23 protein-coding genes are annotated in these 14,672 nt (G+C 44.2%); 16 read left to right on the top strand and 7 right to left on the bottom strand.

Annotation, left to right across the window (positions count from 1 at the left end; genetic code table 11):
- Window positions 1-187 precede the first annotated feature (187 nt).
- Window positions 188-1,195 (top strand): Rpn family recombination-promoting nuclease/putative transposase, encoded by a 1,008-nt coding sequence (locus MCG46_RS07345; protein WP_240278961.1) that lies wholly within the window; start codon window positions 188-190, stop codon window positions 1,193-1,195.
- An 89-nt stretch (window positions 1,196-1,284) separates the two neighbouring features.
- On the opposite strand, the gene MCG46_RS07350 is transcribed toward MCG46_RS07345, so the two are convergent.
- The 7 genes from MCG46_RS07350 to MCG46_RS07370 all read right to left on the bottom strand — a co-directional run bounded on the left by MCG46_RS07350 (window position 1,285) and on the right by MCG46_RS07370 (window position 6,604).
- Window positions 1,285-2,976, bottom strand: coding sequence for a Na/Pi cotransporter family protein (locus MCG46_RS07350; RefSeq protein ID WP_020223166.1), 1,692 nt, complete (start codon window positions 2,974-2,976; stop codon window positions 1,285-1,287).
- A gap of 279 nt (window positions 2,977-3,255) precedes the next feature.
- Window positions 3,256-4,275, bottom strand: coding sequence for a tyrosine-type recombinase/integrase (locus tag MCG46_RS07355; protein ID WP_240278964.1), 1,020 nt, complete (start codon window positions 4,273-4,275; stop codon window positions 3,256-3,258).
- Between the two features lie 134 nt (window positions 4,276-4,409).
- Window positions 4,410-4,619 carry a hypothetical protein gene (locus tag MCG46_RS07360; protein WP_240278965.1) on the bottom strand — a complete coding sequence of 70 codons (210 nt, stop codon included), beginning with the start codon at window positions 4,617-4,619 and terminating at the stop codon, window positions 4,410-4,412.
- Window positions 4,612-4,743, bottom strand: a complete 132-nt coding sequence (locus tag MCG46_RS19450; RefSeq protein ID WP_275890959.1) for a hypothetical protein — start codon at window positions 4,741-4,743, stop codon at window positions 4,612-4,614. The genes MCG46_RS07360 and MCG46_RS19450 overlap by 8 nt, the downstream gene beginning before the upstream one ends.
- A 56-nt stretch (window positions 4,744-4,799) precedes the next feature.
- Complete coding sequence (locus MCG46_RS19455; protein WP_275890960.1) at window positions 4,800-4,934, bottom strand: hypothetical protein; 135 nt, start codon at window positions 4,932-4,934, stop codon at window positions 4,800-4,802.
- 384 nt (window positions 4,935-5,318) lie between these two features.
- Window positions 5,319-6,182: a TerB N-terminal domain-containing protein gene (locus MCG46_RS07365; protein ID WP_240278966.1), complete on the bottom strand. Its 864-nt coding sequence runs from the start codon at window positions 6,180-6,182 to the stop codon at window positions 5,319-5,321.
- Window positions 6,182-6,604, bottom strand: coding sequence for a helix-turn-helix domain-containing protein (locus tag MCG46_RS07370; RefSeq protein WP_240278967.1), 423 nt, complete (start codon window positions 6,602-6,604; stop codon window positions 6,182-6,184). Before MCG46_RS07370 ends, MCG46_RS07365 begins: the two co-directional genes overlap by 1 nt.
- Window positions 6,605-6,735: 131 nt before the next feature.
- On the opposite strand from MCG46_RS07370, the gene MCG46_RS07375 reads away from it, so the two are divergent.
- From MCG46_RS07375 to MCG46_RS07445, 15 genes are all read left to right on the top strand, one after another.
- The gene (locus tag MCG46_RS07375) at window positions 6,736-6,930 is read left to right on the top strand and encodes a hypothetical protein (protein ID WP_240278968.1); all 195 of its coding nucleotides are present in this window, start codon (window positions 6,736-6,738) and stop codon (window positions 6,928-6,930) included.
- Window positions 6,931-6,952: 22 nt separating this feature from the next.
- Window positions 6,953-7,174, top strand: coding sequence for a hypothetical protein (locus MCG46_RS07380; RefSeq protein WP_240278969.1), 222 nt, complete (start codon window positions 6,953-6,955; stop codon window positions 7,172-7,174).
- An 82-nt stretch (window positions 7,175-7,256) separates the two neighbouring features.
- Entirely contained in the window at window positions 7,257-7,445 is a 189-nt protein-coding gene (locus MCG46_RS07385) for a hypothetical protein (RefSeq protein ID WP_240278970.1), read from the top strand.
- 20 nt (window positions 7,446-7,465) lie between these two features.
- Window positions 7,466-7,732 carry a hypothetical protein gene (locus tag MCG46_RS07390; protein ID WP_240278971.1) on the top strand — a complete coding sequence of 89 codons (267 nt, stop codon included), beginning with the start codon at window positions 7,466-7,468 and terminating at the stop codon, window positions 7,730-7,732.
- 121 nt (window positions 7,733-7,853) lie between these two features.
- Window positions 7,854-8,156 (top strand): hypothetical protein, encoded by a 303-nt coding sequence (locus MCG46_RS07395; RefSeq protein ID WP_240278972.1) that lies wholly within the window; start codon window positions 7,854-7,856, stop codon window positions 8,154-8,156.
- On the top strand, window positions 8,157-8,459 hold the full coding sequence (locus tag MCG46_RS07400; protein WP_240278973.1) for a hypothetical protein: 303 nt from the start codon (window positions 8,157-8,159) through the stop codon (window positions 8,457-8,459).
- Between the two features lie 239 nt (window positions 8,460-8,698).
- Window positions 8,699-9,133, top strand: coding sequence for a helix-turn-helix domain-containing protein (locus tag MCG46_RS07405; protein ID WP_240278974.1), 435 nt, complete (start codon window positions 8,699-8,701; stop codon window positions 9,131-9,133).
- A 204-nt stretch (window positions 9,134-9,337) separates the two neighbouring features.
- Entirely contained in the window at window positions 9,338-9,928 is a 591-nt protein-coding gene (locus MCG46_RS07410) for a glucosaminidase domain-containing protein (protein WP_240278975.1), read from the top strand.
- A gap of 3 nt (window positions 9,929-9,931) precedes the next feature.
- Window positions 9,932-10,177, top strand: coding sequence for a hypothetical protein (locus tag MCG46_RS07415; protein WP_240278976.1), 246 nt, complete (start codon window positions 9,932-9,934; stop codon window positions 10,175-10,177).
- Window positions 10,170-10,364, top strand: coding sequence for a hypothetical protein (locus MCG46_RS07420; RefSeq protein ID WP_240278146.1), 195 nt, complete (start codon window positions 10,170-10,172; stop codon window positions 10,362-10,364). Before MCG46_RS07415 ends, MCG46_RS07420 begins: the two co-directional genes overlap by 8 nt.
- Window positions 10,361-10,597, top strand: coding sequence for a hypothetical protein (locus MCG46_RS07425; RefSeq protein WP_240278148.1), 237 nt, complete (start codon window positions 10,361-10,363; stop codon window positions 10,595-10,597). Before MCG46_RS07420 ends, MCG46_RS07425 begins: the two co-directional genes overlap by 4 nt.
- A 12-nt stretch (window positions 10,598-10,609) precedes the next feature.
- Window positions 10,610-11,002 carry a hypothetical protein gene (locus MCG46_RS07430; protein WP_240278977.1) on the top strand — a complete coding sequence of 131 codons (393 nt, stop codon included), beginning with the start codon at window positions 10,610-10,612 and terminating at the stop codon, window positions 11,000-11,002.
- Window positions 11,002-12,156: a DUF2800 domain-containing protein gene (locus MCG46_RS07435; RefSeq protein WP_240278978.1), complete on the top strand. Its 1,155-nt coding sequence runs from the start codon at window positions 11,002-11,004 to the stop codon at window positions 12,154-12,156. The genes MCG46_RS07430 and MCG46_RS07435 overlap by 1 nt, the downstream gene beginning before the upstream one ends.
- Window positions 12,157-12,160: 4 nt before the next feature.
- Window positions 12,161-12,727, top strand: a complete 567-nt coding sequence (locus tag MCG46_RS07440) for a DUF2815 family protein (RefSeq protein ID WP_240278154.1) — start codon at window positions 12,161-12,163, stop codon at window positions 12,725-12,727.
- Window positions 12,728-12,738: 11 nt separating this feature from the next.
- Window positions 12,739-14,670 (top strand): DNA polymerase, encoded by a 1,932-nt coding sequence (locus MCG46_RS07445; RefSeq protein ID WP_240278156.1) that lies wholly within the window; start codon window positions 12,739-12,741, stop codon window positions 14,668-14,670.
- Window positions 14,671-14,672 lie beyond the last annotated feature (2 nt).

Consider the following 14,672-nt stretch of genomic DNA (forward strand, 5'->3'; position numbering starts at 1 on the left):
TCTGAAGGTATAGACTTTCAGAGTGATGCTTGCATCACTTTCTTGTTTCTTGATGCAGTACAGATCTAGGTGAAATTGTAAAAATTTTCAACACCGCGGTCTGTTTTAAGCAAAAAAAACAAAAAAATTGACGAAATCAGGAAGGAATTTCCAGAAAATCCGCAATATTAAAGGTGAAGGTGATTGTATGCAAAAACAAAAGCTGAAACCTTGTGTTGAATTTGTCAGGGCTCAGAAAACAAAACGGCTGTCCCTGACTACGGACTGGGTATTTAAACATGTGATGGCTCATCCGGATAACCGGCTTGCTTTGCATAGTTGTCTTCAGTCCATGCAGACTGGCTATCCCATTCGGGAAGTGAACTTAAATCCCAATGAAGAAGTTGTCGTATTCTCTGCGCAGAAAGCGATTCGCTATGATATTGTGGGGACTATAAACGGAAATCGTAATTTTAACCTTGAAATGCAGCAGCGGCGTAAAGCGAAGTCAGAAGAACTGCGTCTGCTTTACTATGCCGCCCGATTGTTCAGTGGTCAGTCGATTCGCGGCAAGGAAACGGATGATCTGATGTCAGTCTGGAATATCATGATTACGGATTTCAAAGTTTTCGCACAACAGGATAGGCATGTCGGTAATCTTTTTGAGATGAAAGCGAAAACAGGAATAGACTTGACAGATTATTTTCAGCTGAGTATTATGGAGATAGAAGGAGCGCTGCAGCTAAAAGAGAAAGAAGTTTCATTGTTGCGGCCCGATGAACAATGGATGGCCGTATTCAAATTTGCGGGTGACCCGGCCCAGGAAAAATGGATTCATGCTATAACGAGAATGAATGAAGGATGCAGAAAGGCGGTGGATAGAATGATGGCAATTCCTGCTGAAATGATGGAATACATAGAGGAAACACGACGGAATATTCAAATGATGGAAATGCAGGAGCAGCTGAATCAAGCACGGCGCAGCGGGCTGGCTGATGGCAAAGAGGAAGGTTTGCGGGAAGGACGGCAGAAATATTTAGCGAAATTGATTCGGAGTGTACAGAAGAAAATGCATCAGGGAATGAGCGCGGCAGAAATTGCAGAGGACTGGGATGAGGATATTCATTTGATCCAACAGATTATGTTTGCGTTTCAGTTTCATCCGGAATGGACAATGCCGCAGCGGATTGAGATTTTGACAAAGGAAAAAGTCTGATCCGCTTTGATCATTCTGAATTGTATTTGAAAAAGAAAAGAAGCGAATTCTTTTCGGCAGGGCCGGAAAAATCAGCTTCTTTATTTTTATCAATGATGTTCAAGGACAGGAGCTTCCTTGCTGGAAGAGGATTCAATTGAGCAGCGGGCGATGTTGCAGCAATGGTCTGCCATACGTTCGAGATTTCCCAAGATATCGCAGTAAACACTACCGCCGACAGAGGTCGCACATTCGTTGCGGGCCATTCGGTCAAAGTGTTTCTGCCGGGCTTTGTACTCTAATAAGTCCATATAATTTTCATCTTCCATCAAAGCGGAATATAAGGCGTAATCCTCATCGCGATAAATGGAGATGGAGGTATTGAGCATATGTTTGAATAATTCAAACATTTCCAGAACATCTTTTTTAGCTCCATCACTGAAATCGTTTTTGTCTTCATGCACCATGTCAAAGAACTCAACGAGGTTGACGGACAGATCACCGATGCGCTCCAGATTCTTGATGACCTGAAGATGAAGATTGAAGTCCTGCATATCTCGATCGTTCAGATTTTCCTTGGATACGCTCATCAGATAACTGGTAATCTTGGTGTCAATCGAATTGATTAAATCTTCAGTCTGATTTACAAGTTCTTTTTCATCGGAACCGCCGCGGGTATTCATAAAATCACGGGCCTTGTCGACAGCCGCGTCAACGACTGTGCTCATTTTCAAAACCGCCTGCTTGGCAATGGCCAGGGCGGCTGTCGGCATTTGATGCGCAATGCCGGCATCCATATCGTCAAGATTGATTTCGATCCGTTCCGGTTCATTGCCGGGAATCAATTTCTTGATAAAGTTGCACATGACGTTCAATAACGGCAGATAAACAATAACGCCGACGATCTTAAACAGAATATGCACGACCGCGATCTGCATCATCGGCGGAATGAGGAGTAAATCTGAGATCCAATTGATAAACTGGATGTAAAACGGCAGAAAAAGCATGCCGATCGTCGCCGCAATGACATTGAACAAGGTATGCAGACCTGCGGTTCGCTTGGCCGCCAAACTGCCGCCGATGGCTGCGAACACACCGGTAACCGTCGTTCCGATACAGGCGCCGAAGACAAACGGCATCGCTGCATTCAAGGTCATCGCACCAGATTCATATAACTTCTGAACAACGCCGATCGTTGCCGCAGAGCCTTGAATCAAACCCGTCAGAACCGTTCCGGCTAATAATCCCAGTACCGGTTTTTCTGACATCACTTTGGCAAATTCGATAAAGGCCGGAAGATCTTTCAGCATTTTTAACGAATCGCCCATGATTTTCAAGCCGTAGAACATCAAACCAAAGCCCAAAATAATGTCGCCGATATACCGGGTTTTCTTTCTCTTTCCAAACGAGATGATCATGCCCCCAATGAATACAAAGTACATGGCGAACTGTTCCACTTTTAAACCGATCAGAAACGCGGTCATCGTTGTTCCAATGTTGGCGCCCACGACGACTCCGGCCGCCTGTTCGAGTTTCATTAAACCTGCGCGGACCAAACCGATGGTAATCGCTGTCGCCGCGGAAGAAGACTGAACGACAATGGTGACGACAATCCCGACCAGCACCGCCATTAAGGGATTGGAGGTATATTTGTCGATGTATTCACGGAGCTTATGGCCGGCAACATTTTTTAATCCGTCGCCCATAAACTTGATGCCAAACAAAAACAGCGCAAATCCGCCGAGGATCATGTCCCACGAGATATCTCCCAGCGTGATCATTTCCGTCGCTACGATATTCATTTGTTTTTCTCTCTCTCCTGTTTCTTCTCTTTTTCTTTTCTCTTGTTTCATGTTTATTTTAACAGAATCATTACAAAGTTTTAACACAAATTTAACATTTATAGACAAAAACTGACAAACATCGATTTCTCTGCCTGTCCAACTTGTGAAAGAAATCAGGAAAAGCAGTTTGTTTTCAGTCGAAAAGAGGTAGAATATGCTATAATATCGCTTCAACGCTTGTAAATAAGGTTTAAAAGATTGATTTGTCACTAGTTTGTCACTAGTTTGAGGAAATCATCACCTGAGTAATTCAATAGTTTCACGTAATTGATCTAAAGTTTTATGTGTATAAACTCGCTGACCGGTATCGCCCGAAGCGTGTCCCATCAAAAGATCCATACATTTCGTATTTGCTCCGGCGTTATCTAGGCGTGTTCGGAAAGTATGTCTTGTTTCATGAATCGTATGAGACATTCCGTATTTTGACTGCGCTCTCATGTATAACTTATGAAATCCAGCATATCTGAGCCTCTCTGCTTTTGTTTCAGCACAGAGATAATCTCCTTTTTCAAATCGTTTTAAAACAAGCGTCTGAATCTTGCTATGAATAGGTATAATTCTTTCTTTACCTGCTCTTGTTTTTATCCCGTACTGAATTGTCATATTTTCAAAATCAACCATAGAACGTTGGATACTTAGATATTCCGTAACCCGGTAACCTGTATAAAGTAAAATTAAAATTGAAACGACAGTAGGGTCATCGGTATGTTGCCACAGTATTTTAATCTCTTCCTCTGTGTAAGGTGCTTTGGTATTGGGGTCGACAGAAGCCGAAGATAGCTCGTCTGAGCGTTTTTTTGCGATGACGTCCTGTGTGTATGCATAACTGTCTAATCGCCGCCAGAGTGCTTTTATGGCAGCCTGAGTGCTATAGCCTTTACCGCATTTATCTATTGTCTGCTGCATCTGATATGTGGTGATGCTGGAGTAGTTTTTAATTTCCAAGACTTTGATATGCCTGTAGGCCCCTTTCAATGCTCTCTGATTGCAATTACCCAATTTAGGCAGCTCGTCTTGCTGCCACCGTTTAAATAGCTCAGAGAGTGTAATACTGCGCTCTAATGGATCATAAGGACTCTTGTTGTACTCGATCAGCATCTCAAGACCCTGATCGTAGGTTTCGGCGTATCCGATCCTGTCATAGATTGGATAGCCTTTATCCGTGTATCCTTTTACCGGCCCGCGAACCTCAAAGGGTTTTCGGCGGTTACCAGAGAGCTTGATGACGGATCCAGTACCATTTGGACGACGTTTCATTGCGTTTGGCCTCCTTTTTTGATAATATGAAGGCATAGTAAAAGGCATGACGGCTCAAGTCATTTTTACTATGCTGAGGGATCGGATTGCAGTCTGATCCTTCTTGCCTGCCGGCTGCAACCGGTGGGCTTTTTTTATTTGTTCTTTGCTTGATCGATCACTTCCTGCATGGCCTTACGGATGACATCGGATTGCTTGATTCCAAGGGCGGCGCAGCTTTCCTTAAATTCCACCACGAACTCTTTTTTGTATCTGCAGTTTACGGTCGCCATGTTTTCCTTAGCCCATTCCTGCATGTACTTCACCTGATCGAATGGTTTACCATCTTTCGGTTTTCTAGGCATCTTCGTTCTCCTTTCGATTTTTATATCCGGCTAGTATCATGATTGCAATACCGATCGGCCAGATTGGTTTAATAGCTGCAAGGGTAAGACCGAGCAGGAACAGTGCTAGATTTCTATTGCTCATTTTGTCGTCCTCCTTTTTTATGTTATAATAATAGAGCCCCCAAGAGGGGGCGGAGTTTATTTTCTCCGCTTCTTCTTAGGCTTCTTGGCGGTGCTTGCTTTGTATACCAACACAGCGGCAATCACCGTGGCAACCGGCTGGGCGATGTTTCCGAAAACTTCGCTCAGTTTTTTTAAATCATCCAAGTTCATTGTTTCTTTCCTCCTTACATATACATTATATCATAGATAACGCATTATGTAAATGGATAAATGATTGAATTCAAATAAGATTAAAAAATATTTTTTATTCTATCAACAGCCGTAAGCATTGACAGGTAAGAATTTAAAAGTCGATTCTATCTTGTTGAGTAGCTTGAATAAATTTCCAGTAACTGGTAATATCTAATCACACAGAGGCTCCGGGGCCTTCCACATATCAACAAGGATACGAGGAGGGATAGCTGATGGATATCAATGATTATAGAAACAAAACAATTGAAATGCTGAGAACGATTAAGTGCTTTGAATTAATGAAAGCTATTTATGAATTCGTGCTAAAAGCGACTAAGGCTAGATGAAAATCTAGTCTTTTTTCTATGAATTAACGGTTAAAGCAAACGATTCATATAAAATATCTCGTACTGAATCACAAAAATCATCGGATTTTAATGGAGCGGCTAATATTGGACTGTACTGATGAAGATTTAATGATGTATTAGCTGCTAAACAAATAGGTTCACATGGAAAGGAATTAAAATCAAATATATCAAGAGGTAATTTCGACATGCTAAATTTTTTTTCTAGCGTATTAGCTATGCTCTTGATTAATATTTTCTCATCAACATGCGGAGCTTTTAACTTAACTCTTAAAGACAATGCTAATAGATCTCTTGGCGCAAGATAAGGAAGAATTTCTTTTTTACACAAAATATAAAAATTTGTAATATTGAATTTCTTGAATCTATCCTTGTCTTTGAATAAGTATAGCAAACGCTCACGCTTATTCATAATAATGGAACTTGCAAGGATTGCGTTTAAAGCATAATAGTCTAATGTTGACTTGTGATTTAAGCATAGGTTAAAGATTTCTAAAATGGCTGATTCTGCGTTTCCAAAATACAAATGTCTTTCCAATCCGTAATAATAAAGATAAATGAAACTGTTACTGACTGAAATTGTTCTATCGGTTAACCATCGAAGATATAAATAACGTTGCTCTGCAGATAATCTTTCAAAGGTAGGATAGTATCCGAGATCTTGACTGATTGCATTAATCGGAACTATTTTAATTGGTAATTCTGTGTAGATAAGACTAGGTTCTTTTGAAGTTGAAGTATGTATGTTTAGGCCAAACAAGTTTTTGTTTAAATTGCTTTCTACATAATTTGCATGCGGACCATCAGCAAACCATAAAGTCTCCAATATACTCGTAGGTAAATCTAAAATATTTTTGTTCATTATTGTTCACCTGAACTTTTTTCATTTTGCTCTTTTAGCAGTAACTGATACATATCCGCAAGAACTTGCCACTGTTCTTCATTCAACTGCGCCAAGACATGGATCAGCTGCTGCTTAAAACTTCCAGCATTTTCAGCATTGATTACCTCTCCCATAAAACCTGCGATTTCCTGTGTGCGGGAAACAGGCAAGAAGATAGGCTCTTTACCTTCTAGCAGCCATTCTTTGTTAACATTATCTCGTAAACAAATGTCGCGAATAAGGCGATCGGAAGGATTGTTGCGCATATTTTCTACGTCTGATAAAGATCCTTGAGATATCCCTAGATCCGCTGCATAGAAACCTTGTTTGATACCAAGGTAGTTTTCTCGCAATTCTCGTATTCGCTTATTCACTTCCGGATTTTTTAAAACTCTTTCCATTTAAATACCTCCTGACTGACTCAATAATAGCACAACAAAAAAATTACGTCAAAGGATAATTTGTGATTGACAATTACGTTTAACGGTATTATAGTTATGTCAGAGGAAAAACGAACGCGGAGGATAGAAAAATGAAAAAGTATTACGGAGTAATCACAACATTCGATGACTACGGAAAAGTCACTGCCAATCTAATTGATGTAAGAGAGTGCGTTAAAAAATCAGAAAACGAATTTAAATCCACTGAAAAAAAGGATATTTACATCGACTGGTTTGAAACGCTACAACGCGCGAACCAATTTATAGAGCAGTCACTATTAGCTTAGGCGGAAAGTGGAGGATAAGAAAATGAGCGTAACAATTACAGAAATTAAGAAAATGGCGCAGGAAGCATTCGCCGCTAAATTTGGATTCCCGCCACTAATGCATGACATTGCCATAAAGGAAACGTCTGGACGAGAAATGTTTTTTATCCTAGTTGACCTTGGCGAGGTCATGTACTGCTGTAAGGGGTTGATCGATACAACCGGTAAACTGAATGTGATCGATGATCTGTGGACAGCAGCATAGCTCTTCGGGGCGCCCTTAATGCAGCCGCAGCCGGTGACAAGCCCGGGAAAATGCAGAGTCAAGGGAAGGAGGAGTAAATAAGATGTCATTGACTAAAAAGGAAAAGTCTTTGCTGCCAATCTTTAAGGATGTTGATAAACATTTGACTGATGATGTCTTACGAGCGGAACTGCTCGGCATGGGCAAAGGTATGGCGTTCATGTTGACAGGTAACTTGCCGGATTTCAAACCGCAGGCAGAGAGATCTCCCAGGCCAGCAACAGGAAGATGACCGAGAAAGGAAGTTGATAGATGAGTGAGGCTTTGTTCATTTTATCGCTGCTTGAGTGCCTTGCCATGGGGATTATGGTCGCTTTGTTGTTAAGCACGAAAAGCAGATTAAAAAAGGGCAGCACTGAGGATCGATTGTTGGAAATCGAAAGCCAAGTGTGGTGCCTTTACAAACTACTGAGCATTTATTTGATCGGTAGAATCTTGCAGATTTTGATTCAGATCTTCCCCCCTAGATTAATTATATCAAGAAAGTTTATCAGTTTAGAAATTGAGGTAAGTGAATGAGTGAGACAGTGGATCAAATTGTCAGCTGTATTTGTGAATGGATTCAGAAAGAACTAAAAAATACTTCCAGTAGTCAGACTGTCGGTCAGAGCATGTCAGTAGGCAGAAAGAGGTGAACTAAATGCGTATTGTTGCGAGTGTGCTCCTACCTTTTGAATTTAAGAGAGTACGAGACAAGCATAAGCTTCTGCACAGCTCAGGATTAGCCATCTTAGCTGAAGAACAAGCATCAAGGAAGTATCGGTACTATTATGACTCAAAAATTAGTGGACTTAGCGATGATGATGAAATACATTTTCACGGCTTCGTAAATGCGCCCGCTGGGGTTTGCGCAAGAAAAGGAAATCTCTTACGGATATATCTGAGCAAAAGATTTTATCTGCCTCACTTGGTTATCGCAATTATTAAAAAAAGAGGTGAGTAAATGAACGAAAAGGTAGAAGTAAAAATAAAGAACCTCGACGAATTTAACAGATTGTTGGAGAATCAGAAAAACGCGGTCGAGGCTGTGAACGGTTTTGAATTAACTTTTGAAGTTACACGAGCTGCAGAAATATCAAATGTAGAGAACGCAATCAAAGCGCTTGAAGGATTAACGCCTAATGAGTGGCTAAAAATCCATAGCGCTGTTAATGAACATCTTAGACGAAAAAGATGGGAACTCGATCGCACAATCAAGCTCTCATCCGAAGAACTATCAGAAATTATTAATTCTGGCTTTCTGTGAGGTAATGGAATGAAACCAGAGGAAGAAATTCCAAAAAGATCGATCGACGACATACAGAATCGAATATTGAAGATTCTCGCTGACGATATCGCAATCGAGAGAAAGAGTCGCACTAAAAATGTAAGTACCCTGCTTGTATTAGTGTTAATACTGTTTGGATTACTTGCAGTATGCATGATATCACTGCTGATATTATCGCTAAAAGTAGCAGGATTGTAAGGAAAGCGAGGTGAAATGAAATGTCATATGCAAAGAGGCTCGAACGAGCCTTGATTGAAGCGGATATGAAAGCCGCTGAACTGAGCCGCCGGTCAGGTATCTCCAAGGCGTGTTTGAGCCAGTACCTGTCTGGTGTATCAATTCCACGAGAAGACCGTCAGGAGCTCATCGCAGATGCTCTGGGAAAAGAAATTGAATGGTTTTTTCCGCAGAATGTGATGGCTGGGAATACAGCTGAGGAGCTGCCAGACGGGAGAGTGCCTGTTTACTTGGCGGCCGCAAAGCTCGAGATGAGTCCACAATCCTTAAGGTTGGCTCTTCAACAAGGCCGGGTACCCTTTGGGTTTGCGGCGCAGTCAGAAAAAGGTTGGACCTATCATATAAGCTCTGCAAAGCTGCAGGAGTACCTAGGTATAAAAAAAGAATCCTCGGCTGCAACCGGGGATCCAAGATGATCTTATACCCTATGAGATCATCTCTATTTTATCAATGATTAAGGCTGTTGTCCACAGACTTCTCGCTGCAACGAGGTGGATAACAGTAACAGCATAGTAAAGGAGATTAAATATGACAAACGAAGAAGCACTTGCCTACGTTGCAGTAGCTGCGTATGAAATCAACCTGTGCGAAGAAATTGAAAATTTAAAAGATAGTCTGTCTTGTCTAATGGATGTGTACACCGGGAAAGAAATAATCGAGTACGCAAAGCTCAGGGGGCTCTTGTGAGACGGCTTAAACGCTCAGCGCTGGTGATCATCACGGCTGCGGTGACAGCCGGCGTGACGCTCAATTTGCCATCAGCTGAGGCCGAGGCACCCGCACTCCAGCCGGTGACAGTGGTCGAGCTTTATCAGCCTGATGAGCCAGCTTATACATCCGATATGGACGTTAGCTGGCATGAGTGGCAGCCGATCGGTAAGGCAGCCGGGGTGGTCCCAGTCGCACTCTTGGATCTGGCAGAGGAGTACAACATCAACCCGGTCTATGCGGCTGCGGTGTTTGTGCTAGAGACAGGCTGGGGCAGCTCATCGGCGTGGCTCAATAATCACAATCCAGCCGGCATCCGGTGCGGTGATCGATACTGCAAATACGGCACGGCCACGGATGGCCTGCGGCGCATGATGGAGATCATGGCTGACTACTACACAAACGGCCTGACTACGGTAGCGCAACAGCGATCGCTGTGGTCTGAGACTGAGGATACAGAGCAAATTGTCCAGCTGATGATCCAGCTGGCGGAAGGGAAATAAAAAATGAATGCAATTATGCGTCAACTGTACAGCATGTGGAGCCTGGAACATATGAATCGTGATGAAGCATATGATCAAGCTTGGGAAAAGTACGAAAAGTTATTGGATGCCTATTTCAAGGATGAATCGCCAAAAACCAAGTTAAGCGATGGGACTACAGAGATAGCTGCAGTTATAGAGAAAATAGCTTTTGAAGCTGGCTTGAGAATGGGTATCAACCTGATGGCGGAAGGAGATAACAATGGATAAACTCATCATCGTCAAAACAAAGAAAAAACAAAGCAGCACGGCCTGGAAGCCAGTGCTGGTGCCACCGGAGACTTATGAGCGGATCAACAGTCTCGCTGAGGAGGTCAACATGGTCAAGGGTGATTTGGTAACCCGGATGATTGACTACGCATTGGAACATCTCGAGATTCAGGAGGAGCAAGTATGACCAATATCTTATCGGCGCTGCATGAGACCTATCTCTATGGTGGAGGCTGCCAGATGGATAGCGAACACCTGTCCGAACTTATGGAAAAGATTGATGATCTGCAAGATACCATCGAGGATCTGTCTCTAAATAATGCAGATCTGATTGATCACAACATTAGACTGCAAAAAGAAAATGACGAGCTGAGATCGCAGATCGATCACTTACAAAAGCAGCTCGATTACGAGAAATAGGAGGAATGGAAGATGGAAGTAAAAGTAACACTCGAAGCCGGTCAGTCGCTGATTGACCTGGTCAACACACTGCTGCAGGGCTTATCTCGGCAGACAATCACGTCCGTACCAACTGAAAAGAAGACAAAAAAGCAGCCTAAGCCAGAGCCGGCTTCGGCCCCGGAACCGATAGCAGAACCAGAGCTGGAAACCACAGAGGCGCCTGCAGAACAATGGACAACCAATGAAGAGCTGGTCGAGATTGACTATACCAAACTGAGAGCCGAGATCAGATCGCTAGCGGCGCAAAAGCGTGCTGGAGGTAAAGATCCAAACACGCTGATTAGAAAATACGGTGGCGAAAAGTTGTCGGGTGTTAAGGATATCGATCTTCCTGCTCTTAAAAGAGATCTTGAGGCGTTGTAATGTCCGCGTTAATCAATCACACAGCACGGGTACACGCTGTCCTTAGCGCGTCAGCGGCAGATCGGTGGATGCACTGTCCACCCTCGGCCAGACTCGCAGAGCAGTATCCACAGACTTCCAGCAGTTACGCTGCAGAGGGTACTCGGGCGCATGAAATTGCCGAGCAGTGTCTGCGGGCGTTTAAAGACGGACAGCCAGAGCCCATTTATGAGGGCGATGACTTGCGGATCCGTGGAGAGCTGCAGGCTTATATAGACGGGATTATCGAGACCTACAACGCTGAGCTGGCGATCCACCCAGACACGACCCTGATCCTGGAATCTAAGGTAGATTTTAGCCAATATGTGCCGGATGGATTTGGTACAGCCGACGTGATCATTATGGCAGGCAGCCGGATGTACGTTATTGATCTGAAGTTTGGCCAGGGTGTTGAGGTTAACGCTCAAGGCAATCCACAGCTTCGACTATACGGCTTGGGTGCTTATCATCTCTACGAGGATCTGTACGACATCACCCATATCATGCTCGAGATTCGACAGCCACGCAAAGACCATTACAGCTGTGATTTTATGACAGTGGAGGATCTGATCCAGTGGGGCAACGAGGTCGTTAAACCGACAGCTGATATCGCGTATGAGGGCAAGGGTGAGTTTGCATGTGGCGATTGGTGTAGATTCTGCCCAATCAAAAACTGCAAGCACCGAGCGGCAGTCAATCAAAAACTGATCGAGGATCATCCAGATCCTGCGGCGCTAAACAAAAAAGAGCTCGGCGTAATTCTGCAGCAGCTTGGCCAGGTTAAGTCTTGGATGGATACACTCACCAGCTACGCCACGGATCAAATATTGAGCGGTGAGCAGATCCCAGGCTGGAAGCTCGTTGAAGGTCGCAGCATACGCAAATATGTCGACGAGGACAAGGTGGTTAATAAATTACGGGCAGAAGACTATGCAGACGCAATTATCTTTGAAAAGAAACTGCTTGGGATTACTGCCATGGAAAAAGCACTTGGCAAGAAAGTATTTAATGAACTGATCGGCGATCTGGTCGTTAAGCCAGCCGGTGCACCAACGTTGGCTCCGGAGTCAGACAAACGTAAAGAGTATAACTGGCAACAACGACTAATTGATGAAATGGAAATTGAGGAGGAATAAAACCATGTCAGCAAAAGAAAAAAAAGCTACAGTAACAATTGGACCAGTGAGATTAAGTTATGAACATATCTGGGAGCCGTTCGCCTTCAAAGAAGGAGATGAACCGAAATACTCAGCTTCTTTGATTATAAAAAAGAGTGATAAAGAAAATCTAGCAAAGGTTAAGGAGGCGATGGAGGCAGCTATTCTAAAAGGGATCAATTCGTGCTATAGCGGGGGAAAACGTCCGAAAAAATTAGAGTTAGCATTACGCGATGGCGATGTTGATAGGGATGAAGACGAAGCTTATGCTGGCGCTATGTATATCAACGCTAAATCATCAGTTAAGTACAGACCTTTTGTGGTCGATAAACGCAAGGCTCCTATATCTGATGAAGAAAAAGTTTATTCGGGGTGTTATGTGCAGGCGAGTGTTACTTTTTACCCATATGAAAATAGCGGAAATACAGGTGTTGGCTGTTCCCTAAATGGAATTATGAAGTGGGAAGATGGAGAAAAGCTAGCAAATTCAATATCAGCCGATGAGGCCTTTGCAGATATCGAAGTAGATGACGATGACCTCTTTGACTAGAGGTGATCACCATGCGTCAGCTGTCTATCGACATTGAGACCTACAGCAGTATTGACATCAAACTGGGCGTTTACAGATATGTAGACGCCCCTGATTTTCAAATATTATTGTTCGCTTATGCGTTCGATGATGGCCCTGTCGAGCTGATCGATCTGGCATGCGGTGAGGAGTTGCCGGCGGAGGTCTTGCAGGCTCTAACGGATAAGACAGTTCTCAAAAAAGCGTATAACGCACAATTTGAGCGAGTGTGCATCGGTAAGTACCTGGGCATGCAGCTCGATGTAAAGCAGTGGTGGTGTACGATGGCTCACGCCGCCCAGCTGGGTCTGCCTGGCCGCCTGGGCGATGTCGCTGCGTTGCTTAAGCTAGAGCAGCAAAAGGACAAAGCTGGCACGCTGCTGATCAACTATTTTAGTAAGCCATGCAAGCCGACTAAGGCTAATGGAGAGCGGACTCGCAACTACCCCTGTCACGACATGGATAAATGGGATTTGTTTCGTAAGTATTGCAAGCAAGACGTAGAGACGGAGCGTGCGATCGGCAAATACCTAGAGCAGTTCCCGCCACTACAAAATGAGCTGCTTATTTATCGTGAGGATCAGCGGATCAATGATCGTGGGATCCGGATCGATATGGATCTGGTTGATGCCGTGCTGGAGTATAACGACGCTCACGCCTCTGATTTGCTAGATCAATCGGCGGAGATCACCGGTCTTGCCAATGCCAACAGTCGAGATCAGCTGCTGTCCTGGATCCAAGCGCAGGGAGTCGATATCCCGGATATCCGTAAGGAGACTCTGGAGGCATTGCTGGAGACTGAGATCCTGGATCCTGTGCGTACCGTGATCAGCAATCGTTTAGAGACTGGCAAGGCATCCGTCAAAAAGTATCAAATGTTAAAAGACGCCACAGCTGCTGATGGACGAATCCATGGCACGCTGCAGTATTACGGTGCTAACCGTACCGGCAGATGGGCCGGCAGGTTGGTACAAGTGCAGAATCTGACTAAAAACTATTTACCAGAGATCGATGCCATTCGTACTTTGGTTAAGCGTAAAGACTTTGACACGCTGGAGATGCTCTACCCTTCCATGTCTGACATTTTTTCTCAACTTGTCCGTACAACCTTTACCGCCAAAGAGGGTTATACCTTTGCGATCGCGGATTACAGCGCAATCGAGGCGAGGGTGATCGCTTGGTTGGCGGGGGAGGACTGGGTCTGCGAGGTATTTAAGCATGATGGTGACATCTATAAGCAGACGGCCTCTAAGATGTTTGGGATCCCGATTAATCAGATTGACAAGCCATTACGGCAGCGTGGCAAGGTATCTACTTTAGCGCTTGGCTATCAAGGTGGTACTGGTGCGCTGATCGCAATGGGCGCTCTCAAGATGGGTGTACCTGAGGAGGATTTGCCTAAGCTGGTCAAAGCCTGGCGCAAAGCCAATCCTCATATTGTGCGGCTTTGGCATGACGTGGATGACAGAGTACGGGTCTGTTTGAAAAATCGTTCTGAGTTTAATCTGCACCACGGTGTCCACTTTAAGTTTGAAAAAGGATACCTGTTTATCCAACTGCCTTCCGGTCGCCGGCTCACTTACCTGCAGCCGCGTGTGACTGATGAGGGTAAGATCCAGTATCAGGGCATGGAGCAAGGCAAGCGTGTTTGGGGTGTTAAAGATACATACGGTGGTAAATTGGTCGAAAACATTGTCCAGGCGATCGCGCGGGACTGTCTGGCGGAGGCCATGCTCAAAGTGGCAGCTGCCGGGTACGAGATTTGTTTTCATATCCACGATGAATTGATCGTCGAGGTACCTAAGCAAGACGCCGATCAGCACCTGGCTGTGATCCGCAAGTTGATGGGATCGCAGCTTGCCTGGGCGCCTGATCTCTACCTGACAGCTGCAGGATATACGTCAGATTACTACTTAAAGGATTGAGG

The organism is Holdemania massiliensis (assembly GCF_022440805.1).
GTDB classification, from domain to species: domain Bacteria; phylum Bacillota_I; class Bacilli_A; order Erysipelotrichales; family Erysipelotrichaceae; genus Holdemania; species Holdemania massiliensis_A.

Coding starts and splice junctions, on each gene's coding strand:
- MCG46_RS07370 (WP_240278967.1), bottom strand. CDS start 6,604: ATGGAAAGAGTTTTAAAAAATCCGGAAGTGAATAAGCGAATACGAGAA.
- MCG46_RS07375 (WP_240278968.1), top strand. CDS start 6,736: ATGAAAAAGTATTACGGAGTAATCACAACATTCGATGACTACGGAAAA.
- MCG46_RS07445 (WP_240278156.1), top strand. CDS start 12,739: ATGCGTCAGCTGTCTATCGACATTGAGACCTACAGCAGTATTGACATC.
- MCG46_RS07345 (WP_240278961.1), top strand. CDS start 188: ATGCAAAAACAAAAGCTGAAACCTTGTGTTGAATTTGTCAGGGCTCAG.
- MCG46_RS07380 (WP_240278969.1), top strand. CDS start 6,953: ATGAGCGTAACAATTACAGAAATTAAGAAAATGGCGCAGGAAGCATTC.
- MCG46_RS07355 (WP_240278964.1), bottom strand. CDS start 4,275: ATGAAACGTCGTCCAAATGGTACTGGATCCGTCATCAAGCTCTCTGGT.
- MCG46_RS07395 (WP_240278972.1), top strand. CDS start 7,854: ATGCGTATTGTTGCGAGTGTGCTCCTACCTTTTGAATTTAAGAGAGTA.
- MCG46_RS07350 (WP_020223166.1), bottom strand. CDS start 2,976: ATGAATATCGTAGCGACGGAAATGATCACGCTGGGAGATATCTCGTGG.
- MCG46_RS07425 (WP_240278148.1), top strand. CDS start 10,361: ATGACCAATATCTTATCGGCGCTGCATGAGACCTATCTCTATGGTGGA.
- MCG46_RS07435 (WP_240278978.1), top strand. CDS start 11,002: ATGTCCGCGTTAATCAATCACACAGCACGGGTACACGCTGTCCTTAGC.
- MCG46_RS07385 (WP_240278970.1), top strand. CDS start 7,257: ATGTCATTGACTAAAAAGGAAAAGTCTTTGCTGCCAATCTTTAAGGAT.
- MCG46_RS19450 (WP_275890959.1), bottom strand. CDS start 4,743: ATGAGCAATAGAAATCTAGCACTGTTCCTGCTCGGTCTTACCCTTGCA.
- MCG46_RS07360 (WP_240278965.1), bottom strand. CDS start 4,619: ATGCCTAGAAAACCGAAAGATGGTAAACCATTCGATCAGGTGAAGTAC.
- MCG46_RS07405 (WP_240278974.1), top strand. CDS start 8,699: ATGTCATATGCAAAGAGGCTCGAACGAGCCTTGATTGAAGCGGATATG.
- MCG46_RS07430 (WP_240278977.1), top strand. CDS start 10,610: ATGGAAGTAAAAGTAACACTCGAAGCCGGTCAGTCGCTGATTGACCTG.
- MCG46_RS07420 (WP_240278146.1), top strand. CDS start 10,170: ATGGATAAACTCATCATCGTCAAAACAAAGAAAAAACAAAGCAGCACG.
- MCG46_RS07400 (WP_240278973.1), top strand. CDS start 8,157: ATGAACGAAAAGGTAGAAGTAAAAATAAAGAACCTCGACGAATTTAAC.
- MCG46_RS07440 (WP_240278154.1), top strand. CDS start 12,161: ATGTCAGCAAAAGAAAAAAAAGCTACAGTAACAATTGGACCAGTGAGA.
- MCG46_RS07415 (WP_240278976.1), top strand. CDS start 9,932: ATGAATGCAATTATGCGTCAACTGTACAGCATGTGGAGCCTGGAACAT.
- MCG46_RS07390 (WP_240278971.1), top strand. CDS start 7,466: ATGAGTGAGGCTTTGTTCATTTTATCGCTGCTTGAGTGCCTTGCCATG.
- MCG46_RS07365 (WP_240278966.1), bottom strand. CDS start 6,182: ATGAACAAAAATATTTTAGATTTACCTACGAGTATATTGGAGACTTTA.
- MCG46_RS19455 (WP_275890960.1), bottom strand. CDS start 4,934: ATGAACTTGGATGATTTAAAAAAACTGAGCGAAGTTTTCGGAAACATC.